23 protein-coding genes are annotated in these 23,960 nt (G+C 67.9%); 9 read left to right on the forward strand and 14 right to left on the reverse strand.

Going from position 1 to position 23,960, the window contains the following annotated elements:
* Positions 1-5: 5 nt before the first annotated feature.
* From AMK58_RS24305 to AMK58_RS24325, 5 genes are read right to left on the reverse strand one after another with little or no spacing between them, the layout of a single operon-like run.
* A complete protein-coding gene (locus AMK58_RS24305; RefSeq protein ID WP_035680136.1) occupies positions 6-1,139 on the reverse strand; it encodes an ABC transporter ATP-binding protein in 1,134 nt (377 codons plus the stop codon).
* On the reverse strand, positions 1,136-2,194 hold the full coding sequence (locus AMK58_RS24310; protein ID WP_051140739.1) for an ABC transporter ATP-binding protein: 1,059 nt from the start codon (positions 2,192-2,194) through the stop codon (positions 1,136-1,138). The genes AMK58_RS24305 and AMK58_RS24310 overlap by 4 nt, the downstream gene beginning before the upstream one ends.
* 8 nt (positions 2,195-2,202) lie before the next feature.
* The gene (locus tag AMK58_RS24315; protein ID WP_014242070.1) at positions 2,203-3,036 is read right to left on the reverse strand and encodes an ABC transporter permease; all 834 of its coding nucleotides are present in this window, start codon (positions 3,034-3,036) and stop codon (positions 2,203-2,205) included.
* A 57-nt stretch (positions 3,037-3,093) separates the two neighbouring features.
* Positions 3,094-4,032 carry an ABC transporter permease gene (locus AMK58_RS24320; RefSeq protein WP_035680132.1) on the reverse strand — a complete coding sequence of 313 codons (939 nt, stop codon included), beginning with the start codon at positions 4,030-4,032 and terminating at the stop codon, positions 3,094-3,096.
* A 2-nt stretch (positions 4,033-4,034) separates the two neighbouring features.
* Entirely contained in the window at positions 4,035-5,618 is a 1,584-nt protein-coding gene (locus AMK58_RS24325) for an ABC transporter substrate-binding protein (protein ID WP_035680127.1), read from the reverse strand.
* 346 nt (positions 5,619-5,964) lie between these two features.
* Between AMK58_RS24325 and AMK58_RS24330 the strand changes: the two genes are divergently transcribed.
* The 4 genes from AMK58_RS24330 to AMK58_RS24345 all read left to right on the forward strand — a co-directional run bounded on the left by AMK58_RS24330 (position 5,965) and on the right by AMK58_RS24345 (position 10,189).
* The gene (locus tag AMK58_RS24330) at positions 5,965-6,594 is read left to right on the forward strand and encodes an isochorismatase family protein (protein WP_035680124.1); all 630 of its coding nucleotides are present in this window, start codon (positions 5,965-5,967) and stop codon (positions 6,592-6,594) included.
* A gap of 102 nt (positions 6,595-6,696) precedes the next feature.
* Complete coding sequence (locus AMK58_RS24335) at positions 6,697-8,097, forward strand: amidase (protein ID WP_035680121.1); 1,401 nt, start codon at positions 6,697-6,699, stop codon at positions 8,095-8,097.
* Between the two features lie 37 nt (positions 8,098-8,134).
* Positions 8,135-9,418, forward strand: a complete 1,284-nt coding sequence (locus AMK58_RS24340) for an amidase (protein WP_035680120.1) — start codon at positions 8,135-8,137, stop codon at positions 9,416-9,418.
* Between the two features lie 276 nt (positions 9,419-9,694).
* The gene (locus AMK58_RS24345; RefSeq protein ID WP_035680118.1) at positions 9,695-10,189 is read left to right on the forward strand and encodes a GFA family protein; all 495 of its coding nucleotides are present in this window, start codon (positions 9,695-9,697) and stop codon (positions 10,187-10,189) included.
* Between the two features lie 34 nt (positions 10,190-10,223).
* On the opposite strand, the gene AMK58_RS24350 is transcribed toward AMK58_RS24345, so the two are convergent.
* Both AMK58_RS24350 and AMK58_RS24355 read right to left on the reverse strand, forming a co-directional pair.
* A complete protein-coding gene (locus AMK58_RS24350) occupies positions 10,224-10,997 on the reverse strand; it encodes an ABC transporter permease (RefSeq protein ID WP_014242063.1) in 774 nt (257 codons plus the stop codon).
* Positions 10,994-11,920 (reverse strand): ABC transporter ATP-binding protein, encoded by a 927-nt coding sequence (locus tag AMK58_RS24355; protein WP_035680117.1) that lies wholly within the window; start codon positions 11,918-11,920, stop codon positions 10,994-10,996. The genes AMK58_RS24350 and AMK58_RS24355 overlap by 4 nt, the downstream gene beginning before the upstream one ends.
* A gap of 226 nt (positions 11,921-12,146) precedes the next feature.
* On the opposite strand from AMK58_RS24355, the gene AMK58_RS24360 reads away from it, so the two are divergent.
* Together AMK58_RS24360 and AMK58_RS24365 are read left to right on the forward strand one after the other, a co-directional pair.
* The gene (locus AMK58_RS24360; protein ID WP_051140735.1) at positions 12,147-12,830 is read left to right on the forward strand and encodes an HD domain-containing protein; all 684 of its coding nucleotides are present in this window, start codon (positions 12,147-12,149) and stop codon (positions 12,828-12,830) included.
* A gap of 217 nt (positions 12,831-13,047) precedes the next feature.
* Positions 13,048-14,970: an O-linked N-acetylglucosamine transferase, SPINDLY family protein gene (locus AMK58_RS24365; RefSeq protein WP_051140734.1), complete on the forward strand. Its 1,923-nt coding sequence runs from the start codon at positions 13,048-13,050 to the stop codon at positions 14,968-14,970.
* A 105-nt stretch (positions 14,971-15,075) separates the two neighbouring features.
* Here the strand turns inward: AMK58_RS24365 and AMK58_RS24370 are convergent, their stop codons facing one another.
* Entirely contained in the window at positions 15,076-15,270 is a 195-nt protein-coding gene (locus AMK58_RS24370; protein ID WP_035680112.1) for a hypothetical protein, read from the reverse strand.
* A 248-nt stretch (positions 15,271-15,518) separates the two neighbouring features.
* Between AMK58_RS24370 and AMK58_RS24375 the strand changes: the two genes are divergently transcribed.
* Both AMK58_RS24375 and AMK58_RS24380 read left to right on the forward strand, forming a co-directional pair.
* Positions 15,519-16,127 (forward strand): helix-turn-helix domain-containing protein, encoded by a 609-nt coding sequence (locus AMK58_RS24375; RefSeq protein WP_035680110.1) that lies wholly within the window; start codon positions 15,519-15,521, stop codon positions 16,125-16,127.
* Between the two features lie 79 nt (positions 16,128-16,206).
* Positions 16,207-17,247: a DUF808 domain-containing protein gene (locus AMK58_RS24380; RefSeq protein ID WP_059399551.1), complete on the forward strand. Its 1,041-nt coding sequence runs from the start codon at positions 16,207-16,209 to the stop codon at positions 17,245-17,247.
* 206 nt (positions 17,248-17,453) lie between these two features.
* On the opposite strand, the gene AMK58_RS24385 is transcribed toward AMK58_RS24380, so the two are convergent.
* The 3 genes from AMK58_RS24385 to AMK58_RS24395 all read right to left on the reverse strand — a co-directional run bounded on the left by AMK58_RS24385 (position 17,454) and on the right by AMK58_RS24395 (position 20,404).
* Positions 17,454-18,731, reverse strand: a complete 1,278-nt coding sequence (locus AMK58_RS24385; protein ID WP_035680109.1) for a TRAP transporter large permease — start codon at positions 18,729-18,731, stop codon at positions 17,454-17,456.
* Positions 18,728-19,246 carry a TRAP transporter small permease gene (locus AMK58_RS24390; RefSeq protein WP_035680107.1) on the reverse strand — a complete coding sequence of 173 codons (519 nt, stop codon included), beginning with the start codon at positions 19,244-19,246 and terminating at the stop codon, positions 18,728-18,730. The genes AMK58_RS24385 and AMK58_RS24390 overlap by 4 nt, the downstream gene beginning before the upstream one ends.
* Before the next feature lie 174 nt (positions 19,247-19,420).
* A complete protein-coding gene (locus AMK58_RS24395) occupies positions 19,421-20,404 on the reverse strand; it encodes a C4-dicarboxylate TRAP transporter substrate-binding protein (RefSeq protein ID WP_051140733.1) in 984 nt (327 codons plus the stop codon).
* A gap of 185 nt (positions 20,405-20,589) precedes the next feature.
* Between AMK58_RS24395 and AMK58_RS24400 the strand changes: the two genes are divergently transcribed.
* The gene (locus tag AMK58_RS24400; RefSeq protein ID WP_035680104.1) at positions 20,590-21,309 is read left to right on the forward strand and encodes a GntR family transcriptional regulator; all 720 of its coding nucleotides are present in this window, start codon (positions 20,590-20,592) and stop codon (positions 21,307-21,309) included.
* 189 nt (positions 21,310-21,498) lie between these two features.
* On the opposite strand, the gene AMK58_RS24405 is transcribed toward AMK58_RS24400, so the two are convergent.
* From AMK58_RS24405 to AMK58_RS24415, 3 genes are all read right to left on the reverse strand, one after another.
* Positions 21,499-22,389, reverse strand: a complete 891-nt coding sequence (locus AMK58_RS24405; RefSeq protein ID WP_035680176.1) for a LysR family transcriptional regulator — start codon at positions 22,387-22,389, stop codon at positions 21,499-21,501.
* A gap of 212 nt (positions 22,390-22,601) precedes the next feature.
* Positions 22,602-23,264: a hypothetical protein gene (locus AMK58_RS24410; protein ID WP_143265687.1), complete on the reverse strand. Its 663-nt coding sequence runs from the start codon at positions 23,262-23,264 to the stop codon at positions 22,602-22,604.
* Positions 23,265-23,426: 162 nt separating this feature from the next.
* Positions 23,427-23,909 (reverse strand): Lrp/AsnC family transcriptional regulator, encoded by a 483-nt coding sequence (locus AMK58_RS24415; RefSeq protein ID WP_035680097.1) that lies wholly within the window; start codon positions 23,907-23,909, stop codon positions 23,427-23,429.
* Between the last annotated feature and the right edge of the window lie 51 nt (positions 23,910-23,960).

Here is a 23,960-nt window from a genome sequence, read left to right on the forward strand (position 1 = left end):
GATCCTCAGGCCGTTTGCAGGGGAATGGGACGGATGGGCGGATAGCCGATGTCCTGAAGGACCGCCGTGGCGACCTCGGACCGGGTTTCCGGGGTTTCGGGGAAGTGGCAGGCGACTTGGTCGGTGCCGCCGCAGGACCTCAGCGCGGGATGGTCCGTCAGGCAGGCGCGCGGCAGCAGGGCGTCGCCGCTGCGTTCGGTGGGCACGCCGCCCGCCGCCGCGACCAGCCGCGCCCGGTAGCAGCGCGGGTGGAAGCGGCAGCCCGACGGCACGTTGGTGGCCGAGCCGATCTCGCCCATCGTCACCGAGGTGCGGCGGCGGTTGCGCATCCGCACCTCGGCGATGGGCACCGCCGCCAGCAGCGAGACGGTGTAGGGGTGCAGCGGCCGGCGGTAGAGGTTGTCGCGCTCCGCCATCTCCACGACCTTGCCGAGATACATCACGGCGATGCGGTGGCTGACATGGCGGACCACCGCCAGATCGTGGGCGATGAACAGATAGGACAGCCCGCGTTCCCTCTGGATGCGCTGGAGCAGGTTGATGATCTGCGCCTGGATCGACACGTCGAGCGCCGACACCGGCTCGTCCAGCACCAGGATCTTGGGGTCGAGCGTCAGGGCGCGGGCGATGCCGATGCGCTGGCGCTGGCCGCCGGAGAACTGGTGCGGGTAGCGGTCGGCGTGCGAGGGGTCGAGCCCGACGAGGCTCATCACCCCGGCCACCTTCTGCGGCCCGTCGCCGTCCCACAGGCCATGGACCTTCAGCGGCTCGGCGATGCTCTGGCCGATGGTGACGCGGGGGTCGAGCGATCCGTAGGGGTCCTGGAAGACCATCTGGATGTCGCGCCGCATCGCCTGCATCTCGGCCTTCGACACGCCGGTCACGTCGCGCCCGTCGACCAGCAGCCGCCCGCTGGTCGGTTCGACCAGCCGCAGGGCAAGGCGGCCCAGCGTGCTCTTGCCGCTGCCGCTCTCGCCGACGAGGCCGAGCGTCTCTCCGGCGCGGATGGTCAGCGACACGCCGTCCACCGCCCGCACCGCTTTGCCGGCCTTCTTGAATAGGCCACCGCGGCGGGTGAAGACGCGGGTGGCGTCGACGAGTTCCAGGGCCGGAGAGGGTGCGGAGAGGGTGTCGCTCATCGGGTGGCCTCCTTCCGGTCGGGCAGGTCTTCGTGGAAACAGGCGCTGCGGTGGCCGGAGCGGTCGCCGGCCAGCGGCAGCGGCCGCCGGGTGCAGCAGTCCGCCCGCCCGCGGCCGACCGTGCAGCGCGGCTCGAAGGCGCAGCCGGGCGGCAGGCGGGCGACGTTGGGCGGCTGGCCCTCGATGGCCGGAAGCTCCTCGTCCACCGGGCCGTCGAGGCGGGGGATGCTGCGGAACAGCGCGCGGGTGTAGGGGTGGCGGGGCTTGGTGAAGACCTCCTCCATGGAGCCGGTCTCGACCAGCCGCCCGGCGTACATCACCGCCACGTCGTCGGCGTATTTGGCGACCAGCCCCAGGTCGTGGGTGATGAGGACCAGCGCCATGCCGGTCTCCGCCTGGAGGTCGGCGAGCAGGTCGAGAATCTGCGCCTGCACCGTCACGTCGAGCGCCGTGGTCGGCTCGTCGGCGATCAGGATCTTGGGCGACAGGGCGATGGCCATGGCGATCAGCACGCGCTGGCGCTGCCCGCCGCTGAGCTGGTGCGGGTAGTCGTCCACCCGCCGCGCCGGGTCGGGGATCTGCACGCGGGCCAGCAGCTCGATGGCGCGGGCGCGGGCGGCGGCGCGGCCGATGCGCTGGTGGGCCCGCAGCACCTCGACGATCTGCTCGCCGATGGTGAAGACGGGGTTCAGCGCGGTCAGCGGATCCTGGAAGATCATCGAAATGACCGCCCCGCGCAAGCGGCGCAGCCGCTCCGGCGGCTGGTGCAGGATGTCGGCGCCGTCGATCCGCACCTCGCCGCGGCGGACGCGGCCCGGTGCGGCGACGAGGCCGAGCGCCGACAGGAAGGTCATCGACTTGCCCGATCCGGACTCGCCGACCACCGCCAGCGTTCCGCCGGCCCGCACGGCGAGCGACACGCCGTCGATGACGGTGACCGGTCCGTCGTCGCCGGGAAAGACCGTGGTCAGGTCGCGCAACTCCAGCGCGACGGGGCGGGGAGCCGTGGCGGGGGCGACCGGAGCCGTCGGCGCCACGGGATGAAGGTTCGGCATGGACATTCTCACAGCACGCGTCCGGAGGAGCGGCGCATCTGCGGGTCGAGCGTGTCGCGCAGGCCGTCCCCCAGCAGGTTCAGGGCGACCACCATCACCGCGATGCAAATGCCCGCCGACAGCGAGATCAGCGGGTTGGAGGCCAGGAAGCTCTGCCCGTCGGCGATCACGTTGCCCCAGGTCGGGGCCGGCGGCTGGACGCCGAGGCCGAGGAAGCTCAAGCCCGCTTCGGCCAGGATGGCGGTGGCGGCGCTGACCGTGGCGACCACGATCACCGGCGGCAGGCTGTTCGGCACGACATGCAGGAACAGCAGCCGCATCGTGCCCATGCCGATGGCCCGCGACGCCTCGACGTAGGTGCGCGGCTTGATGGTCAGCACGACCGCCCGCATCACCGCGGCGACCCGCGGCGTGAAGGCCAGCGCCACCGCGATGATGACCGATTCCAGCGAGGAGCCGCGGGCCGCCACCAGGGCCAGCGCCAGCAGGAAGCCGGGGAAGGCCAGCAGGATGTCGATGATCGAGACGGTCACCCGCTCGACCCAGCCGCCGAAGAAGCCGGCGACCGCGCCGATCACCATGCCCAGCGACAGCGAGAGCGCCATCACCGCGACGGCGACCTGGAGCGAGATGCGGGTGCCCCAGATCAGGCGGGACAGCACATCGCGCCCGAACTGGTCGGTGCCCAGGAGATGCGCGGCCGAGGGCGGGGCCAGCGTGTTGGCGAGGTCGGTCTCAAGCGGCGACATCGGGGCGATCCAAGGGGCCGCCACCGCCACGATCAGCAGCAGGGTCAGCAGGATCACGCCGATCAGGAAGCCCGGATGACGGAAATAGCGCATCAGGGACGACCGCCGCGCCGAAGCGGACGCGGAGAGGGATGCTGTGGCTGCCATGGGTCACCGTATGGACAGGCGCGGATCGACCAGCCCATAGGCGAGGTCGAGCAGGCTGTTGACGAGGACGACGGCGACGGCCAGCACCAGCACGCCCGCCTGGACGAGCTGGTAGTCGCGGGCCGAGACCGCCTTCAGGATCATCGAGCCGATGCCGGGCCGGCTGAACACCACCTCGATCAGGATGGCGCTGCCCAGCGACCAGGCGAAGGTCACCCCGACGATGGCGAGGATCGGCACCAGCGCGTTCTTCAGCGCCAGCCGCCACACCACCCGGCGCTCCGGCACCCCCATCGCGCGGGCGACGCGGATGCAGTCCTGGCCCAGCACCTCCAGCATTGCCGAGCGGGTCAGGCGGGTGATGTAGGCCGCGACCGAGATGCCCAGCACGCCGGCCGGAAGCACCAGATGGTGCAGGTGGGTGAGGACGCCGCCGCCCGAGCTGGCCCCCAGCGCCGGGAACCATTTCAGCTCCTGCGAGAACAGCAGGACGGAGGCGAGGCCAAGCCAGAAGACCGGGAAGGAGATGCCGAACAGCGCGACGATCATGATCAGCATGTCGCTCCACGATCCCTGCCGCTCCGCGGTGAGGATGCCGAGCGGGATGCCGATCACCACCGCCACCGCGAGGCCGGCGAAGGCCAGGATCGCGGAGTCGGGGAGGCTGAACAGGATCTCCTCCAGCGCCGGGCGGCCGGTGACCACCGACGACCCGAAATCCCCGGTGACGGCGCGCAGCACGTAGAGCCCGTACTGCACATAGACCGGCTGGTCGAGGCCGAGCTGAGCGCGCAGCGTCGCCAGCGCCTCCTCGGTCGCGTAGTCGCCCAGCATGTACTGGGCGGGATCGCCGGGGATCATCCGGACCAGGAAGAAGGTCACGGTCACGATGCCGAACACCGTGATCGCGAGCTGTGAGAGTTGGCGAAGAAGCCGGTCCATCGTCAGGCCTCCAGCAGCGAGACCGGATAGGCGCTCATCGTGAACAGGGAGTTCTGGACGAAGCCGGAGACCTTCTTGGTGTGGGCGATGAACAGGTGGTCGGCGTAGAGCGGGATCACCGGCACGTCGCCCATCACCTTGGCCTGGATCTTCCCGTAGACCTCCTTGCGGGCGGCGTCGCCCTGGGCCTGCCGGGCGGCGGCGATCATGTCCTCGATGCCCTCGTAATGGGCGGTGTTGAGGCCCGGCGGGAAGGAGGACTTGGCGAACAGCGACAGGATCGGGCTGTCCGGGTCGGGGGCGCCGACGACGCCGGTGACGCAGGTCGGCACCGTGCCCTTGTTGCGCGCCTGGAGGTAGGCGCCGCGCTCCAGCACCTTGATCTTGGCGTCGATGCCCACGGCAGCGAGGTCGCTGGCGATCGGCACGACGATCTTATCGTAGGGGTTGGCGCCCGGCGCCACGAGGTCCAGCGTGAAGCCTCCCACCCCGGCCTCCTTGAGCAGCGCCTTGGCCTTCGCCGGGTCGTAGGGGAACAGCGGGACCTGATCGGTGAATTCCTGGAAGGAGGAGGTCAGGAAACCGCTCGCCTCCGACTTGGTGCCCTTGAAGAAGCCGTCGATCAGCGCCTTGCGGTTGATGGCGTGGTAGATCGCCTGCCGCACCCGCACATCGCCCAGCGGCTTGATCGAGGTGTTGAGGACGAGGTTGATCGTGTGGTTGGCGTCGCGGTCGAGCACGGTGACCAGCCCGCCGCCCTTCAGCCGCTGGATGACCTCCGGCTGCTGCAGGCCGAAGAAGATGTCGATCTCGCCGTTCTCCAGGGCGATGGCCGCCGCCGTCTCGTCCTTGATGACGCGGAACTGCACCTCCTCGACCTTGGGGGCGCCGGCGAAATAGTCCTTGTTGGCGGACAGCTTGACCTCGCGGCCCGGCGCCCAGTTCTGGAACACGAAGGGACCGGTGCCGATGGGGTTCAGCGCGAAGGCCTTGTCGCCGATCTCGCCCAGCGCCTTGCGGCTGACGATCCAGCCCTGGTTGAAGGCCGACACCTTGTGCAGGAAACCGGAGTTCGGCTCCTTCAGCGTGATGACCACTTTGTCGGGGGACGGCGTCTCGATGGATTTGATGGAGGCGAGCTGCCCGCTGTAGCTGCTGCCGGTCTGCGGGTCGAGCACGCGTTCGAACGAGAACTTCACGTCGTCGGAGGTGAAGGGGCCGAAGCCCTTGTGCCAGGTGACGCCGCTGCGCAGGGCGAAGCTGTAGACGGTGCCGTCGCCTGAGATCTCCCAGCCGGTGGCGAGGTCGGGGACGATGGCGTTGCTCGCCTCGTCATACTTGACCAGCCCGTTGAAGATCTGGGTGGCGACCGTCTGGTTCTCGATCTGGAATATGCGGGCGGGATCGAGGTTGCCGATGTCGCTGCCGATGCGCACCCGCAGGACCGGCGGCGCCGCCGACGCCGGCAGAGGCCAGCCGCTGCCCGCCACCAGGGCGCCGGCAGCCAGCAGGGTGCCGAACTGGCGGCGGTTGACACCGCTCCGCTCGATCCGGCCGGCGCGTTCCTTGCGATTGATCCCGTCCATAAGCCTGCTCCTCTGTGTCAAAGATTTTACGGGCAGCGCTGAGATTTGTCCGGTCTATTTTTGCACACAATCTGCGCTGGACCCTTATGCCCGACCAAATTCGCAGGAATCGTGCCACCCTGCGGCAGGCTGTCGCAGGCCGCTCATAAATCGTTCCAAATCAGATATTTAACAATGAATTCTGTGGCATTGCTTATGAATACAGCAATATGCATATCTGCGCAAAAGGCGGGCAGAGGCGGGCTTGGAATGGTGAAACTATGGACTTTGAATGCAAAAAAACCTCGTTGTATGCTGGTTGGGCGCCCGTGATGCGGCGCTGCAGCGGAAGAAGGAACCTCCTGAAATGAGCGATCTTTCCATCTACGACCGCCAGGGCATCGGCAAGCCGCTCGGCTTCGGCCGCAAGTGCGCCCTCCTCGTCATCGACTTCCAGATCGGTTTCACGCGCGAGGACGCCTTCGGCGGCTTCAACATCAACAGCGCCATCACCGCCACGGGGAAGTTGCTCGGACATGTTCGCCCGCTGGGCATGCCAATCGCCCACGCCTGCTTCATCGCGCCGGAGGCTCCGGGCGGCATCGGCCCGTTCGGCGAGAAGATCCCGTCGCTGCTGACCCTGACCGCCGACTCGCCCGACGTCGCCTTCGCTCCGGAGGTCGCCCCGCTGCCCAACGAGTTCATCGTGCGCAAGCAGCACGCCTCGGCCTTCTTCGGCACCGCTCTGTCGTCCTGGCTGCGCGCGAACACGGTCGACACGCTGCTGGTCACCGGCTGCACGACCTCGGGCTGCGTGCGGGCCAGCGTGATCGACGCCTCCGCCCACGGGCTGCGTCCGATCATCGTGGAGGAGTGCGTGGGCGACCGGGCGGAGGAGCCGCACCGCGCCAACCTGTTCGACATGGGCAAGAAATACGCCGACGTGATGCCGCTGGACGCGGTCATCGCCCATCTGGCGCTGGCGGACGCCGCCTGATCCGGCAGTCCCGTCTCTAAGCGCAACCAAACGACGTCAACAGGCCGTCGCCGGAGCAGTTCGTCCGAAGCCATCCGGCACGCGAGCGGAAAGCAGCAACGCATGTCCGAACTTTCGACAACGCATCCGGCCCGGTCCGGCGGCGGCAGCCCCTCCATGCCCGGCGCCAGCGAGGCGGAAACCCGTGCCCGCCTCGCCCGCATCGAGAGCCTGAACCCGATCGTCAACGCCCTGCTGGCAGTGGACGCCGACGGGGCGATCCGCCGGGCCCAGGCGCAGGACGAGGCACGGGCGGCGGGCGACTGGCCCGGTCTGCTGGACGGGGTGACGGTCACCGTCAAGGATTGCTTCGAACTGGCCGGGGAGACGACCAGCTACGGCTCCTCCACCCGCTTCGCCCGGATGGGGCAGCGGGACGCCCCGGTAGTGCGCCGTCTGCGCGACGCCGGGGCCATCCTGATCGGGCGCAACAACCTGTCTGAATTCTGCCTGGGCTCGACGAACCAGAACGAGCATCACGGCCCCTGCCGGAACCCCTGGGACACCGGCCGGGTGCCCGGCGGGTCGAGCGGCGGCTCGGCGGCGTCGGTCGCCGCCGGGCTGTGCCGGGTCTCCATCGGCACCGACACCGGCGGCTCCATCCGCATCCCGGCGGCGCTCTGCGGGGTGGTCGGGCTGCGGCCCAGCGTCGGCCGGGTGTCGAACAGCGGCGTGATCCCGTGCAGCGTCGATTTCGACACCGTTGGCCCGCTGGCCTACTCCGTCGCCGACGTGGCGCGCGCCTTCGCCGCCATCTCCGGCTACGACCCGGAGGACCCCAACTCGGCGGACGTGCCGCTCGGCAATTTCCTGCCGGACTTGAAGGCGGGCATCGCCGGCACGCGCATCGGGCTGCCGCGCAACTTCTACTTCGACAATCTCCAGCCCGCGGTGGCGGAGCGGGTGCGCGCCGCGGCGGCGGTGCTGGAGAAGGCCGGCGCCGTCCTGGTCGACATCACCATCGAGGACGCGGAGGTGGCGCAGGCCCGCACCGCCTTCTCGCTGCTCGTCGCCGACATGGCGCAGTATCACCTCGACAAGATGGAGAGCGCGCCGGAGTCCATCGGGCCGGAGGTGCTGCGCCGCCTGCAGCTCGGCCTGCCGGTGTCGGGCGTGCAGTACGCGGAGTCGCGGCGCTGGCTGGCGTCTTGGAAGCTGCGGTTCCGCACGCTGTTCGAGCGGGTGGACCTGATCCTCACCCCGACCACCCCCATCGTGGCGCCGCGCATCTACGACAGCGCCGACATGATCGAGGCGACGCGGGCCGTCAGCCGCTTCACCTACGGCTTCGGTGCGCTCGGCCTGCCCGCCATGTCGGTGCCCTGCGGCTTCGACGGCGACGGCATGCCGGTGGGCATGCAGATCGTCGGGCGCTGGTTCGACGAGCCGCTGGTCTTCCGCGCCGGGGCGGCCTTCCAAGCGGCGACCGACCACCACCGCCAGCGCCCCGCCCTTCCCCTTTGAGCCTCCGGGCCGCCTGACCTTTCCGAAAGGACCCGCCATGGAACCGTTCGAACTCACGGCCAGCGAGGCCGCCCACGCCATCCGCGACGGCCGCCTGACCAGCGAGGCGCTGGTCCGCTCCTGCCTGGAGCGGATCGAAGACCGCGATCCGCAGGTGCGCGCCTGGATCACCGTCGATCCCGCCCTGGCTCTGGCCGCCGCGCGGGAGGCCGACAAGCGCCCCGCCGCCGACCCGCTGCACGGCCTGCCCTTCGGCGTGAAGGACGTGATCGACACCGCCGACCTGCCGACCACCCAGAACTCGCCGATCTTCCAGGGCCACCGGCCCGCCCGCGACGCCGCCTGCGTGTCCATCGCGCGCAGCGCCGGCGGCATCCTGCTGGGCAAGACCGACACGGTGGAGTTCGCCTCCGGCGGGCGCAAGGCGGCGACGCGCAACCCGGTCAACTTCGCCCACACGCCGGGCGGCTCCTCCTCCGGGTCGGGGGCGGCGGTCGGTGACCGGCATGTGCCGCTGGCCTTCGGCACCCAGACCGGCGGCTCGCACATCCGTCCCGCCGCCTTCAACGGCATCTACGGCTTCAAGCCGACCTGGGGCGTGGTCAGCCGCGAGGGGATGAAGCATTACGCGGTGTCCCTCGACACGCTGGGCTGGTATGGGCGTTCGGTCGCCGACCTCGCGCTGATGGCCGAGGCGTTCCAGCTGGAAGGCATGGGCAAGACGCCGCCGGTCACCCTGGCGGGCCTGCGCGTCGGGCTCTGCCGCTCCCCCGTCTGGTCGCGCATCGAGCCGGCGGGCGAGGCGGCCCTGCTGCTCGCCGCCCGGCGGCTTGAGGAGGCCGGCGCGGTGGTCGTGCCCTTCGAACTGCCGGAAGACTTCTCGACCCTGGCCGAGGTGCAGGACGTGATCCGCCGCGGCGAGGGGCGGGCTTCCTTCCTCGACCTTTACATTAGCGACCGCCATCGGCTGCATCCCGAACTGGCCGACCATTGCGAGCACAACCACGGCATCACCGCGCGCACCCTGACCGAGGCCTACGACGTCGCCGACAGCTGCCGGCCGCGCTTCGCCGCCCTGTTCGAGTCCATCGACGTGATCCTGACCCCGCCCGCGCCGGGCGAAGCGCCGGAGGGGCTGCACACCACGGGTGACCACATCTTCAATTCGATCTGGACGGTGCTGCACGTCCCCTGCCTCGCCATGCCCTGCGGCCGGGGGCCACGCGGTCTTCCGGTGGGGGTGCAGCTGGTGGCGCCGCGCTTCCAGGACGCCGCCCTGCTGGCGATGGCCGAGGCGATGGCGCCGGTGGTCGACGTGTGAGGGCGGGCGAGATCCCCTCTCCCCCCTGGGGAGAGGGTTAGGGTGAGGGGGTTGCGCTTCGCGTTACGTCCGGCAAAAGCGCAACCCCCTCACCGGCCCTTTGGGCCACCCTCTCCCCAGAGGGGAGAGGGTTCATAGGGCGCGCATGCTATTGCCTACCCTCCTGCCATCCGTGACTTGAAGCGATGCCAGGTCCCCCGGAAACTTTCCCGCACCGGCAGGGTTGGACGGGTGCGGCGCCGCAGCCGGGCGCCCAAGAACGGGAGGAGAGGACGGATGAAGCTCGACGGGTCCTGCCACTGCGGCGCGGTGCGATTCTCAGTGGACGCCTACGCGCCAGCCCCCTACCTGCGTTGCTATTGCTCGATCTGCCGCAAGACAGCGGGCGGGGGCGGCTACGCCATCAATCTGGGCGCCAAGGCCGACACACTTGAGGTGACGGGGGCGGAGCACATCACCGTCTTCCACGCCCGCATCGACGGGCAGGAAAGCCCCGGCGAGCGGCGTTTCTGCGCGCGTTGCGGCTCCGCCCTGTGGGTTAGCGACCCGCGCTGGCCGGAGCTGGTCCACCCCTTCGCCAGCGCCATCGACAGCCCCCTGCCGAAGGCGCCGGCCCACGTCCACATGATGCTGGGGTCGAAGGCCAACTGGGTCCCGGTCGAGGCCGGGCCGGGGGACGAGCGCAGCGACGACTACCCGCCGGAATCGCTGGAGGAGTGGCACCGCGCCCACGGGATGCTGGAAAGCGGGAAGCCGGACGGCGGGGCGTGATCTCCGCCGTCCGGGCCGGTCAAGTGTTCAGATTTCAGTTCTTCAGCTTGTAGCCGGTGCGGAAGATCCACCAGACCGCCGTCAGGCAGAGCGCCAGGAACAGCGCGGTCATGGCGAGGCTGATCCCCACCGGCACGTCGGCCTGGCCGTAGAAGCTCCAGCGGAAGCCGCTGACCAGATAGACGACCGGGTTGAACAGGGTGATCTTCTGCCACAGCGGCGGCAGCATGCTGATCGAGTAGAAGCTGCCGCCGAGGAAGGCCAGCGGCGTGATGACCAGGATCGGCACGATCTGGAGCTTCTCCCAGCCGTCCGCCCAGACGCCCAGGATGAAGCCGAACAGGCTGAAGGTGACCGAGGTCAGCACCAGGAAGGCGACCATCCAGAACGGGTGCTGGATCGAGTAGTCGACGAACAGCCGGGCCGTCAGCAGGATCAGCACGCCGAGGATCATCGACTTGGTCGCCGCCGCCCCGACATAGCCGAGCACCGTCTCGAAGGCGGAGATCGGGGCCGACAGCACCTCGTAGATCGTCCCGGAATAGCGCGGCATGTAGATGCCGAAGGAGGCGTTGGACACGCTTTCCGTCAGCACCGACATCATGACGAGGCCGGGCACAAGGAAGGCGCCGTAGCTCACCCCGTCCACCGCCGTGAAGCGCCCGCCGATGGCCGCCCCGAAGACGATGAAGTAGAGCGAGGTCGAGATGACCGGCGCCGCGATGCTCTGGAACAGCGTGCGCCAGGTGCGGGCCAGCTCGAACAGGTAGATGGCCTTGACCGCATGAAGGTTGATGGGAGAGGTCATGCCCGCTCCTTCACAAGGCTGACGAAGATCTCCTCAAGGGAGCTTTCCTCGGTGTGCAGGTTCGTGAAATCGATGCCGTGGTCGCCGAGCTTGCGGAGAAGCCGGGCGATGCCCGTCTGGTCGTCCTGCGTGTCGAAGCTGTAGACCAGCTCCCGCCCGTCGCCGGACAGGGTCAGGGGGTAGCCGGCCAGCTCCGCCGGGATGGACTCCAGCGGGTTCTGGAGCTGCAGGGTCAGCAGCCGCTTGCCCAGCTTGCGCATCAGCGCGGCCTTGTCCTCGACCAGCACAATGCGGCCGTTGGAGATGACGCCGATGCTGTCAGCCATCTCCTCCGCCTCCTCGATGTAATGGGTGGTCAGGATGATGGTCACGCCGCTGTCGCGCAGCCGCCCGATCATCTCCCACATGCCGCGGCGAAGCTCCACGTCCACCCCGGCGGTCGGCTCGTCGAGGAAGAGGATGCGCGGCTCGTGCGACAGGGCCTTGGCGATCATCACGCGGCGCTTCATGCCGCCGGACAGCGCCATGACCTTGCTGTCCTTCTTGTTCCAGAGGGACAGGTCCTTCAGCACCTTCTCGATGTGGGCGGGATCGGGCGGCTTGCCGAACAGCCCGCGGCTGAAGCTGACGGTGGCCCAGACGCTCTCGAACGCCTCGGTCGTCAGCTCCTGCGGGACGAGGCCGATCAGCGAGCGCGCCGCGCGCCAGTCGCGCACGATGTCGTGCCCGTCGACCGTCACGGTGCCCGCAGTGGCGTTGACGATGCCGCAGACGGTGCTGATGAGCGTCGTCTTGCCGGCCCCGTTCGGTCCCAGCAGGGCGAAGATCTCGCCGCGGCGGATGTCGAGATCGACCCCTTTCAGCGCCTGGAAGCCGGTGGCGTAGGTCTTTTCCAGCCCACGCACCTGAATGATCGGCTGCATGTCCCCCCTCTGCCTGTCGGTCGGCCCGTTCCGGGCGGGCGTCACCTTAACGGCGGGACGGTCCGCGGTCATCGGGCATTCGGCGCGACGCAACCATTCCGGATAAGGGGGTCCTGATTTGGGAGTCCCGATTCGGGGTGGGGGAGGCCCGCCCACAAATGATTTCGGGACAACAGCCCTGTCCATCCCCATATTATGTAAAAAGCACGAAAGAGGACGAGCGCTCATGCCAAAAGATGTTGTGCTCAGCGATGTCGATGTCTGGGAAAGCTCCATCACCACATGGCTGCGTGCCAATGTGGCCGAGGACCCGGCCCACGATGTCGACCATCTTCTTCGCGTCTGGCGCACCGCCAAGGCCCTGGCCGCGGCGGAGGCCGAACGGGACGGCGGGCCGCCGCCCGACATGCTGGTCGTGCTGGCCGCGGCCCTGCTCCACGACATCGTGAACGTGCCGAAGGATCATCCGGACCGCAGCCGCGCCTCCCGCCTGTCGGCGGAGCGGGCGGAGGAGGTTCTGAGCGGCATGGGCTTCCCGGACGCGCTGATCCCCGCCACCCGCCACGCCATCGAGGCGCACAGCTATTCCGCCGGCATCCCGCCGCTGACCATCGAGGCGAAGCTGGTCCAGGACGCCGACCGGCTGGAAAGCCTGGGGGCCATCGGCATCGCCCGTTGCTTCGCCACCTCCGGCCTGATGAAGCGGGCGCTGTTCCACGGCGAGGACCCGATGGCCGAGGGCCGCCCGCTGGACGATCTGCAATACGCGCTGGACCATTTCAAGGCGAAGCTGCTGCTGCTTCCCAACACCATGCAGACCCCGGCCGGGCGGGCGCGGGCGCAAGAGCGGGCGGCCTTCCTGCTGTCCTTCCAGGTCCAGCTTCTGGCCGAGATCGCCGGAGACGCCTGACGGGCGATGCCCGGCGGGTGATGCCTGACGGGTCCGGCACGGCCCGCGTGTGAAAGCAGACCCGACGACAACGCTCTCCTCGCCGGGATGACGGCGCGTTAGCATACCCTAATGGAGCGCATCGCGATGGCGGTGCGTCTCCCGTGAACCGGGCCGCGGCAACCGCGGCGTGGCCCGGTTCGTTGTGCGAAACGACGCTCTTCAGGCTGCATCGATCATGAACAAGAACAGGCAGTCCCGCGGTCCCTCCGCGCCGGACATGCGCAAACTGTCGGACGCTCTCGCCTTGGCCCAAAGAGGCGATCTGGGGCGCACTGTCGCTCTGTTCGAGCAGGCGACCCGGGGCGCCGCCCTCACTCCGCAGATCGCCGGATTCGGGCGGGACCTCCACGCGGCGGTCGGCAACACCGCCTTCGGAAACCAACGTTACGACGACGCCTTGAGCGCCTTCGAACTGGCCCGCCGCTATGACCCGAACCACCCCGGAATCCTGCTCAACATCGGCAACACGCTGTTCCGGATGGGCGCCTACGACCGCGCCGCCGGAACGCTCGAGCAAGCGCGGACGCTGCACCCGGCCAGCCCGGACACGCTGCTCAGCCTCTCGGCGGCGCTCTTCCAACTGGGCCGCCTCGCGGAGGCGGAGCGTTTGGCCCGTCAGGCGGCGGCAGCGGCGCCGAACGCCCCGGCGGTGTGGTTCAATCTGGGAACCGCCCTCAAGGGGCAGGACAAGCTGGCCGCCGCCGCGGAGGCCTACCGCCGCGCGCTGAGGATCATGCCCGGGAACCCGACCGCGACGGTCGGGCTGATCCAGACCAAGCAACGGTCCTGCGACTGGTCCAGCTTCGACGACGACGCGGTCGCGCTGGACTCCATCGCCGCGCAGGGCGCGCCGGTCCAGGCCTCCATGATGCTGTCCCACCGCGTTTCCGCCCGGTCGCTCCTGGCGGCGGCGCGGGCGCACGCGCAGACGATCCGGTCGAAGCCGGTGCGGCTGAAGGCGAAGCCCAGCAAAGCGGACGTCGCCACCATCGCCTATCTGTCAAACGATTTCCGCCAGCATCCGGTCGCGCAACTGCTGGCCGAGGTGCTGACGCTGCACGACCGGTCGCACTTCCGCGTGCTCGCCTACAGCTACGGGCCGGACGACGACAGCGTCGAGCGCCGCCGCATCCGGGGGGGCGTCGACCGCTTCATCGACATCGACTCCCTGACCGCGGAGGAGGCCGCCGAGACGATCCGGAGGGATGGTGTCGACATCCTGATCGACCTCAAGGGCTACACCGGCCGCCCGCGGCCGCACATCCTCGCCGCCCGGCCGGCGCCGGTGCAGGTCCAGTTCCTGGGCTACCCCGGCACCATGGGCGCGCCCTGGATCGACTACATCGTCGCCGATCCCGTCGTCCTGCCACCGGAGCTGGAGGATGGCTTCACCGAAGCGGTCGCCCGGATGCCGCGCAGCTTTCTGCCGCGGGACCGCCGTTACGACATCCCGCCCGCTCCGCCGCGGTCAGCCTGCGGTCTTCCGGCGGACGGCTTCGTGCTCGCCTGCTTCAACAACGCTTACAAGATCACGCCCGAGGTCTGGGCCGTCTGGATGGCTCTGCTGCACAAAACTCCCGACGCGGTGCTGTGGCTTGCCCGGACGACGGCGGAGGCCGAGCGGAACCTGCTTCGAGCCGCCCAATCGGCGGGCATCGCCGCAAACCGCATCGTCTTCGCGTCCTGGGCGCCAACCTTGGACGATCACCTGTCCCGCCTCCAGAACGCCGACTTGATGCTGGACACATTGCATTACGGCGCCCACACGACGGCAAGCGACGCGCTGTGGGTCGGGCTTCCGATGGTGACGTGCCTGGGCCACACGCTGCAATCGCGTGTGGCGGCCAGCCTGCTCCACACCGCGGGCCTGCCCGACTTCGTGACGGAATCCCTGGCGCAGTACGAAAGCACGGTTCTTCATTGGGCGAACAACCGTGACGGTCTGGAGGCGGTTCGGAACCGACTGCGCGCCGAACGCGCCCGCGGGCCGCTGTTCGATATGAACGCCTACACGCGCTTGCTGGATCAGGCGCTGCTGACGATGCTGGAGCGGCAGCGCCGGGGCACCCCACCGGCGACCTTCACCGTCGCCGGGTAAAACAATCCACAAAACGAAAAAGGACCGCTCCGGAGGAGTCGGTCCTTTTTTCCGGCCCGGATGGGCGGGCCGCCGCGTCGTGGGGCCGGATGGCCCGGGCGCCGGTCATTCGCGCATCAGCGTCGGCAGGTCGAGCGTCGAGGTGCCGGCCGCCGGGGCATAGGTGCCGGACGAGACAGCCTGGTATACGATATACAGCGGAGTGGCCGAGAACCAAGCGCCGGCGAATTCCGTAACACCCTTGGCGATGGTCGACAGAAGGCCGTCGTGATGGCTGTGATGGGCGGAAGCGTAAGCCATGATGTGTCTCCTCTTTGCTGGTGGGGTTATGGTGCACTGGTATACCCGATACCAGAAGCGCTATGCCCGCAGAGCAGCAAGACCGAAAAATTACAGCTTCCTCAAGCGTTTAGGATCGAAACAGTCGGCTGCGCGAACCAAAAAATGGATACTCCAGTATGACTCTTCCCACATGATTGCGTATGTGTTTACCGGGAGATCGCGTATCCTCTCGTCATTACCCCTGGAGATAATCTGGAGAGCCGTCTGTGCCGGTGCATGAGTGGCCGCAGATCGTGCGCGCGTTGCGAAGGCTGCACGGCCTGACCGCCGCGCAGTTCGCCGTCATGCTGGCCACCACCGAGGACACCGTCGCCCGCTGGGAGTCCGGCGCCACCCTGCCCGACCCGCGGGAGCAGGCACTGTTGCGCGATGTGCTGACCGGCCATTTCCGCCACCATCCCACCTTTCTCGGCCTGAAGGCGATGGTGCGGAGCATGGGCGAGAAATGCACCCTCTACACGCCTGGACTGATCGCCCAGGCCGTATCTCCGCCGCTGGCCCGATGGATCGAGAGGCACCACTTCGACATCGTCGGCTCCTCCCTGCTGCCGCGCATCGACGGGCTGACCGCGGAGATGATGGAGCGCTACGCCCTGCCCATGCTGGAAGGGACGAGCGACGTCCTGTCGGTGACCTACAACGACCGGGCGGTGGCCTTCCGCAACGCCGTCATCAACCGGCGGCTGAACGTCGTTCCGGTGGACGGCGTGCGCGTCCTCGTGCTGGTGGACCGGGTGCTATATCTGGACGACGGCCGGGACACGCCGGACCCGGATGTCCACATGCTCACCGCCGACCAGCTGGTCGACGACTGACCGGCCCTTCCAAAGGTCCGGCTTGCCCCCGCCGGCGTTGTCTGCTCCATGGACGCCGGTACGGAGGGGAGCCAAAACCTTGAGCACAGGACTGATCGCGTTGCTGGACGATGTGGCCGGGTTGGCGAAGGTCGCCGCCGCCTCGCTGGACGACGCCGCGGGACAGGCGGCGCGGGCGGGGGCCAAGGCCGCCGGGGTGGTGGTGGACGACGCCGCGGTGACGCCGCGCTACGTGGTCGGCTTCACCGCCGACCGCGAGCTGCCGATCATCGGCAAGATCGCGCTGGGCTCGCTGAAGAACAAGCTGATTTTCCTGCTGCCCCTGGCGCTGGCGCTCAGCCTCGTGGCGCCGTGGGCGATCACGCCGCTGCTGATGCTGGGCGGCGGCTTCCTCTGCTACGAGGGGGCGGAAAAGGTCTGGGAGGCGTTGCGCCCCCACGCGGCGCATCATGACGCCGAGGGAGTGGGCGCCATGGGGCAGGACGCCGCGCAGTTCGAGCGGGAGAAGGTCAACAGCGCCATCAAGACCGACCTGATCCTGTCAGCGGAAATCATGGCCATCGTCCTGTCCACGGTCGCCGCCGAAACCTCCTCCTTCTGGATGCAGGCCGCCGTTCTCGCGGTCGTCGGGGCGGGCATCACCGGCCTCGTCTACGGCGCGGTGGCGCTGATCGTGAAGGCGGACGACGTCGGCCTGTCGCTGGCGCAAAACGGCCGACCGGCGGCCAGCCTCCTGGGGCTGCGCACCCCCTCCCCCGGCGCGCCGGGCGGCGCCGACCGGGCGCTCGCCCCGGTGACGCAGGCGATCGGGCGCGGGCTGGTCAAGGGGATGCCGGTGTTCCTGAAGCTGCTCGCCCTGGTCGGCACCGCCGCCATGCTGTGGGTCGGCGGCGGCATCGTCATCCATGGGCTGGAGGGCTTCGGCCTGACCGCGGTCGGGCACGCGATCCACGGCGCCGCCGTGGCGGCGGGCGAGGCCGTGCCGGCGGCGAAGGCGGCGGTGGAATGGCTGGTGGGAGCGGCTGGGGCCGGGGTGTTCGGCCTGTTGCTGGGCGCCCTGCTGATCCCCCTGGTGCACACGGTGATCGAGCCGCTCTGGCGCATGGTGACGGGCAAATAGAGCGTCTGGAAGCGCGAAGGGGCGGCCCTGCCCGGACCGCCCCTTGGCGTTTGCCCTTCACACGCGGCCCTGCCCCGTTTCCACAATGACAAGGACGCTCCATGGACGGGGCTTGGTCTGCCCGGACCGGCCGTGGGTCCGCCGAGAGATCGGAGCGCCATATATTAGTATATCAGCGTCCCGACCCTTGGCAAGCCTCCTTCCCCTCACATCAGCATGTTGGGAAGGAACAGCACCAGCCCCGGCCACAGAGCCAGCACGGCGACCAGGGCGATGACCGTGCCGACGAAGGGCAGCGATTCGACGATGTACTCCTCGACCGGGCAGTCGAGCAGGCTGCACACCGTGTACATGGCCACGCCCACCGGCGGCGTCATCGAGCCCAGCGTGACGATGGTCATCATCAGGATGCCGAAATGCACCGGATCGACGCCCAGTGGCGTCACGATCGGCAGGAAGATCGGCGTCAGCAGCAGGACCAGCACCGTGCTTTCGACGAACAGCCCGGCGATGAACAGGAAGATCAGGATCAGCGCGACCACCAGCAGCGGGTTGGTGGTGAGCTGGGTCATCGCCTCCGCGATGGTCTGGGGCGCCTGTTCGAAGATGATGGCGTAGCCGACCATGCCCGAGAACAGGATGATGAGCATGATCAGGCCGGTGTCCACCACCGCTTCCTGAAGCGCCTCGGCCACCGCGGCCCAGGTCAGTTCCTTGTGCAGGAGGAAGCCGACGACGGCGGCGTAGACGACGGCGAAGGCGCCGACCTCCGACGGGGTGAACAGGCCGCCGCGGATGGCGAACAGCAGGGCCACCGGGAACAGCAGCGCCCATTTCGCGTCGGCCATCGCCCGGCCCACGGCGCGCAGGGTCGGCCGCTCGGCCATCTCCGGACGGTAACCACGCCGCTTGGAAATCAGCCACACGGTCAGCATCAGGCCGACCATCATCAGCAGACCCGGAATGACGCCGGCCAGGAACAGCCGCCCGATCGACACGTTGCCGACGAAGCCGTAGAGGATCAGCCCAAGGCTGGGCGGGATCGTCGCGGTGATCAGCGAGCCGACCGCGATGGTGGCCGAGGTGAAGCCCTTCGAATAGCCGCGGGCGATCAGGCTGGGGCCGAGGATGCGGGCCTCCATCGCGGCGTCGGCCACTGCCGAGCCCGAGACGCCGCCCATCAGGGTGGACAGCACGATGCAGACCTGCGCCAGCCCGCCGGACATCCAGGAGACCAGCACGTTGGAGCAGTTGATCAGGCGGCTGGTGATGCCCGTCCGGTTCATCATGTGACCGGCCAGCACGAAGAAGGGCACGGCCAGCAGCGGGAAGCTCTGCGAGGCCGAGGCGACCTGCTGCACCCCGATGGACATCGGGATGATGTCGTTGGTGGCGAAGAAGGAGAAGCCGGCGATGCCGATGGCGAAGGCGATCGGAAGCCCGAACGCCATCAGCGCGAAGAAGGTGACGGCAAGAAGGGTCATGGCACGACCTCCTCGATGTCGCCGGCCTTGGGGGCCGGGGCGAAGACCGGTTTGGGGTGGCTGCGCAGCCCGCGCAGGGTGTCCAGGATCTGGCCGGTCAGCGTGACGGCGAGCAGCAGGCAACCCACCGGCACCGCGGAGGTCACGAAGGCGTAGCTGATGCCGCTGTCACCGAACTGGCGTTCCAGGTTCAGCATGGTCAGCCGGTAGCCCATCACCGTCATGGTGAGGAGGAAGGCAAGGACCAGCACGCCCAGCACGACATCCAGCACGGCCCGGCTGGAGTTCGGCAGACGCTTGACCAGATAGTCGATGCCGATGTGGGCGCGCTTGCGCAGCGCCATGTCGGCGCCGAGGAAGGCGACCCAGACGAACAGGAGCTGCGCCACGTCCACCGACCAGACCAGGGGATGGCCGAACCAGCGCATGACGCCGGCGGCGAAGACGAGCAGCACGATGGCGGCGAGGAGAAGCATCGCCAGGGCGGCTTCCCCCTTGTGAAACAAGGACGACATGATGACGGTCCCTTGATGGCGGCAGAAGGTGGCGGCGGACGGCGTTGAATTTGGGAGGTACTAGCCCCCACCCCGGCCCTTCCCCGCTGGGCGGGGGAGGGAGAATTGTCCACTCCCCTGCGAAGCGGGAAAGGGTCAGGGAGGGGGCACGATCAACACGAACCGAACCCCGCCTCAGTTCTGCAGCAGCTTCTCCACTTCCTTGTGAAGTTCCGCGTAGCCCAGCTTCTCGTAGACCGGCGCGGTGGCCTTGCGGAACGGGGTCACGTCGATCTCCTCGATCGTCACGCCCTTCTCCTTCATCTGCTTCTCGAAGTCGGCAAGCGACGCCTGGGTGGCGCGCGACGCGCTGTCGCCGGCCTTCAGAGCCTCTTCCTTGAGGATCGTCTGCTGCTCCGGCGGCAGCTTGTCGAACCAGGCGGCGCTGGTGACGATGCCGGTGATCAGGTTGATGTGGCCGGTCTTGGTGACGCGGTTGGTCACCTCGTAGAGGCGGGCGCCGAAGCTGGCCGGATGCTGCGCCTCGACGCCGTCGATCACCTTCTGCTGCAGGCCGGTGTAGACCTCCGACCAGCCCATCGGGGTCGGGGTGGCGCCCATGGCGCGGATCGTCTCCATCCACACCGGCGCGCCCGGCGTGCGCATGCGGATGCCGGCGAGGTCTTCCGGCCCCTTCACCGGCTTGTTGGTCAGCAGGTGCCGCTCGCCCTGCCACCAGTTGAAGGACAGCACCTGATGGCCCGACGCCTTGCGCAGCTTGTCCGACCACTGATCGAACATCGGCGAGGTGACGACCTTGCGGATGCCGTCGTAGCCCTGGGCGAGATACGGGCCGCCCAGAACGCCGAACTCCTTCACGAAGACGGCCAGACGACCGCCGTCCACGACGACCGCGACGCCGGCACCGGCGCGGGCCTGCTCCAGCACGTCCTCGTCCTTGCCGAGCTGCGAGCCGGGGAACAGGCGGACGGCCATCTTGCCGGCGGACCGCGCCTCGACGTTCTTCTTGAACTCCTCCAGCCCCTTGTAGAGCGGGTCCTGCTGGGCCAGCGCCGTGTTGACGCTGAGCGTGTAATCGGCGGCCAGCGCGCCCCCGGCGACGGTGGCCAGCGCAAAGCCGAGGGCGGCCACGCGCCAAGTGCGGGTGATGATGCTCATGTTTCCTCCCTTTGAGGACAACGCCTCTTGCACGGAGGCGATTGTTCGATACGCGACTGGTATGGTAGTATACAAGAATGGTGTTGTCCATGGGCTTGCGAACGGTGCAGGATGAATCCGCCGCACAGGATCGTCCGGGCGGGCACCGGCGGGGTGGACGGAAATAAGAAGGGATTGGGGGGAGCATGTTGAGGAGGATCGAGCCGGATTCGACCGAGCCCGTGGCGCGCCGCGTCTTTCGGGAATTGCGCCACGCCATCGTGACGATGCAGTTCCAGCCCGGCCAGCCGCTGTCCGAGCAGGAGGTCGCGGGGCAGCTGGGCGTCAGCCGCCAGCCGGTGCGCGAGGCCTTCATCAAGCTGAGCGAATCCGGGCTGGTGGTCATCCGCCCGCAGCGCGGCACCTTCGTCGTCAAAATCTCGGCCAAGCAGGTGATGGACGCCCGCTTCGTCCGCGAGGCGGTGGAGCTGGCCGTGGCCCGCAAGGCCGGCGAGGGTTTGCCCGCCCGCACCGTCGCGGAGCTGGAGGCCAACCTGAAAGCGCAGCGCGAGGCCGCCACGAGCACCAATCCGGCGTCCTTCCTGGAACTCGACGAAGCCTTCCACCGCACCATCGCGCTGGGCGTCGATTGCGAATACGCGTGGCGGGTGGTGGAGGAAACCAAGGCCCAGATGGACCGCGTGCGCTACCTCAGCCTGCCGCAGGCGACCCCGCTGGACCGGCTGATCGCCCAGCACGAGCAGATCGTCGAGGGAATCCGGGCGCGCTGCCCCGACGCCGCCGAGGCCGCGATGCGTCTGCATCTGCGCGAGATCCTGAACTCTCTGCCCGAACTGGCCCGGCGCTTCCCCGACCTGTTCGACAGCGAGTCCGCCCCCGCCGAACCGATCGCCGAATCCGCCTGAACGTTGGATGCGGATTGCGCGGTTCGTCTTCGAAGCGCGCATGCGTGTATTGGCTCTACACGAAAACGGGGGCTCAACACGAAAACGGGGTTCGCCCCGCCGCCCGCCGAAGCCAGATGGCAGAAAAAACAAAGGGGCACGGCCCTGTCCGGCGCCGCGCCCCTTGTTGGCCAACCCGTTGAGCGGGAACTAGAAATGACTCTCCGCAACTTTTTTGACCAGAAAGTCGCGGAAGACCGCGATGCGCTTGGAATGGCGCAGTTCCTCCGGATAGACGAAGAAGGCGTCCACCTTCGACCCTGACTGATCCGGCAACACCCGCACAATGTCGCTCAAACCGGTCACCAGATAGTCGGGCAGCGAACCGATGCCCAGCCCGCTCTCCACGGCACGGAAAATCGCGTACAGGTTGTTGACCTGAAGGACGGTCCGGTCACGGGCCACCGGATCGGTTACCAGATCGCGCAGCCAGTGGGTGTTGGCGAAGGGTGGGCGCAATTCCTGCGGATAGGTCACCAAGTCGTGCGAGGCGAGATCGGCCACGGACTGCGGCTCTCCCTTCCGGTCCAGGTACCGGCGGTGCGCGTAGAGGTGAGAGCGGAAGGTCATCAGATGCCGCTGGATCAGGTCCGGCTGGCGCGGCGGGCTGACGCGGATCGCCACGTCGGCCTCGCGCATGCCCAAGTCCAGTTCCGTGTCGGTGATCAGCAGAGTGAGCTGGATGTCCGGGTAGAGCGCCAGGAACTCCCCGATGCGCGGAGTCAGCCATGTCGAGCCGAAGGCCGCCGTGGCCGTCACCTTCAGCGGTCCCTTGGCGGCGTCCTTGCTCTCGCTCAGCATCGCCTGGGTCATCGACAGCTTCGCGAAGATGTCGCGCGCCGCGTGGTTCAACAACTCGCCCTGCTCGGTCAGGATCAGCCCGCGGGCGTGCCGGTGAAACAGCGGAACGCCGAGGCTGTCCTCCAGCGCGCTGATCTGCCGGCTGACCGCCGATTGGCTGAGGTTGAGGGCCTCGCCGGCGTGGGTGAAGCTGCCGGCCTCGGCCACAGCGTGGAACACCCGCAACTTGTCCCAGTCCATCATCCCGTCCTGCTTCCCGATGCCTTTGCCTGTCGGTCGGGGGCCTGTCAGCGGAAGACATCGCCGCGCGCCCCTGTTCCAATACTCTTTATGGCAAAACGCGGCGCAGGTCTTCCATTGCGAACATCATCCGCGGTCCGGAGACGGGATGCTGAACGCATCGGCAGCGGGATTACGACCGGCGGGCGCCGGTTGTCACAGCGGGGCAACGGTCACATGGACGCAATGTCCTTTTTCGCCGTGTCCGTCAAGAGTTGATCGAAGCTCTCGGACTTGAAGCCCAGAGCGGTGAGTTTGTTCCCCGCCGCGCGTTCCGAGTCGGTCCGCGCCATCTTGTTCAAGGCGAATTCCGCCGTCAGCTTCACGGTGGTCGCGCCTTCGTCCGCTTGCCTCATCAGCGAGCTGCTTTCCCACGCCGCGCTTCGCATCTCTTTCGAGATCGCGACCGCCTGGTCCCGGCTCAACCCCGAACTTGCCATTTTATCGATGGCGGACAGCCGTGCTTCGATGCTTTCCGTAAGCGTTCTGATCTTTTTATCCCTTTCAGTTTCCTTTCCGACACCCGCTTCGACGGCGCTCTTCCAGAAGGTCTGGCTGCGGGATTCCTTCAGTTTTCCCGAAAGCGCATCGTTCATTTCATCGGACGACATTTGTCCGGATGAAACGAAGAGCCCCAATGCGCTTCGGTCATTGCTGGATAATTTGCTGAACAATGACAGGGCGTCACCTTTCAAGGCCGACGCCAACGGACTCAAAACCACCTGGTCGGCCTTCCCGCTGCCGGTGCCGGCTTCGTCCTCACTGGCCCGGCCCACCGGCGGCTTGGCGGACGGCATCGTCGGATGCGTCGAGACTGAAGAGATCGCACTGGTCAAGGAAACGTTCGACATCCTTCCCCCATCGAGCCATGCCCCTGAATTCGAGGGAAACAATACATTCATTTTCAAATTTCATCAATAAAAGAGAAGATACTTAGAAATCTAACCAATAATTTCGGCGCGAATGCTTCGATCTCTACCGATATGCGGTCGCTCCGCTCATCCCGCCAGGTGGCCCAGCGGCAGGGCCGTACGGTACCGCACCTGCTTCAGCGCGAAGCTGGACCGGATGTTGGCGACCCCGGAAATCCGCGTCAGATGCTCCTTCAGGAAACGCTCGTAGCTGGCGAGGTCAGGCACCACCACGCGCAGCAGGTAATCAGCGTCGCCTGTCATAAGATAGCATTCCATCACCTCGGGCAGCGCCATCACGGCGGCCTCGAAGGCGTCGATCCGCTCCTCCACCTGTCGCTCCAGGCTGACGCTGACGAAGACGTTCACCGGCAGATCGACCGCGGCGGGATCGACCAGCGCGACATGGCGGGTGATGACGCCCGCCTCCTCCAGCGCCTTGACCCGGCGCAGGCAGGGGGACGGCGACAGGCCGACGCGCTCGGCCACCTCGTTGTTGGGCATCCGCCCGTCCTGCTGGAGCAGGGCCAGGATCTTCCGGTCGATGCGGTCGAGTTTGATTTTTGGCATTTTCTGCCGTCCAGATAGGATTCACGCAATCCGATGCTAAACCGGCCGGCT

Origin of the sequence: Azospirillum brasilense (assembly GCF_001315015.1) — a bacterium.
GTDB lineage: Bacteria > Pseudomonadota > Alphaproteobacteria > Azospirillales > Azospirillaceae > Azospirillum > Azospirillum brasilense.

Bases quoted from the DNA above. Each gene is read 5' to 3' on its own strand.
- AMK58_RS24305 (WP_035680136.1), bottom strand. From the start codon at position 1,139: ATGAGCGACACCCTCTCCGCACCCTCTCCGGCCCTGGAACTCGTCGAC.
- AMK58_RS24310 (WP_051140739.1), bottom strand. From the start codon at position 2,194: ATGCCGAACCTTCATCCCGTGGCGCCGACGGCTCCGGTCGCCCCCGCC.
- AMK58_RS24315 (WP_014242070.1), bottom strand. From the start codon at position 3,036: ATGCGCTATTTCCGTCATCCGGGCTTCCTGATCGGCGTGATCCTGCTG.
- AMK58_RS24320 (WP_035680132.1), bottom strand. From the start codon at position 4,032: ATGGACCGGCTTCTTCGCCAACTCTCACAGCTCGCGATCACGGTGTTC.
- AMK58_RS24325 (WP_035680127.1), bottom strand. From the start codon at position 5,618: ATGGACGGGATCAATCGCAAGGAACGCGCCGGCCGGATCGAGCGGAGC.
- AMK58_RS24330 (WP_035680124.1), top strand. From the start codon at position 5,965: ATGAGCGATCTTTCCATCTACGACCGCCAGGGCATCGGCAAGCCGCTC.
- AMK58_RS24335 (WP_035680121.1), top strand. From the start codon at position 6,697: ATGTCCGAACTTTCGACAACGCATCCGGCCCGGTCCGGCGGCGGCAGC.
- AMK58_RS24340 (WP_035680120.1), top strand. From the start codon at position 8,135: ATGGAACCGTTCGAACTCACGGCCAGCGAGGCCGCCCACGCCATCCGC.
- AMK58_RS24345 (WP_035680118.1), top strand. From the start codon at position 9,695: ATGAAGCTCGACGGGTCCTGCCACTGCGGCGCGGTGCGATTCTCAGTG.
- AMK58_RS24350 (WP_014242063.1), bottom strand. From the start codon at position 10,997: ATGACCTCTCCCATCAACCTTCATGCGGTCAAGGCCATCTACCTGTTC.
- AMK58_RS24355 (WP_035680117.1), bottom strand. From the start codon at position 11,920: ATGCAGCCGATCATTCAGGTGCGTGGGCTGGAAAAGACCTACGCCACC.
- AMK58_RS24360 (WP_051140735.1), top strand. From the start codon at position 12,147: ATGCCAAAAGATGTTGTGCTCAGCGATGTCGATGTCTGGGAAAGCTCC.
- AMK58_RS24365 (WP_051140734.1), top strand. From the start codon at position 13,048: ATGAACAAGAACAGGCAGTCCCGCGGTCCCTCCGCGCCGGACATGCGC.
- AMK58_RS24370 (WP_035680112.1), bottom strand. From the start codon at position 15,270: ATGGCTTACGCTTCCGCCCATCACAGCCATCACGACGGCCTTCTGTCG.
- AMK58_RS24385 (WP_035680109.1), bottom strand. From the start codon at position 18,731: ATGACCCTTCTTGCCGTCACCTTCTTCGCGCTGATGGCGTTCGGGCTT.
- AMK58_RS24390 (WP_035680107.1), bottom strand. From the start codon at position 19,246: ATGTCGTCCTTGTTTCACAAGGGGGAAGCCGCCCTGGCGATGCTTCTC.
- AMK58_RS24395 (WP_051140733.1), bottom strand. From the start codon at position 20,404: ATGAGCATCATCACCCGCACTTGGCGCGTGGCCGCCCTCGGCTTTGCG.
- AMK58_RS24400 (WP_035680104.1), top strand. From the start codon at position 20,590: ATGTTGAGGAGGATCGAGCCGGATTCGACCGAGCCCGTGGCGCGCCGC.
- AMK58_RS24405 (WP_035680176.1), bottom strand. From the start codon at position 22,389: ATGGACTGGGACAAGTTGCGGGTGTTCCACGCTGTGGCCGAGGCCGGC.
- AMK58_RS24415 (WP_035680097.1), bottom strand. From the start codon at position 23,909: ATGCCAAAAATCAAACTCGACCGCATCGACCGGAAGATCCTGGCCCTG.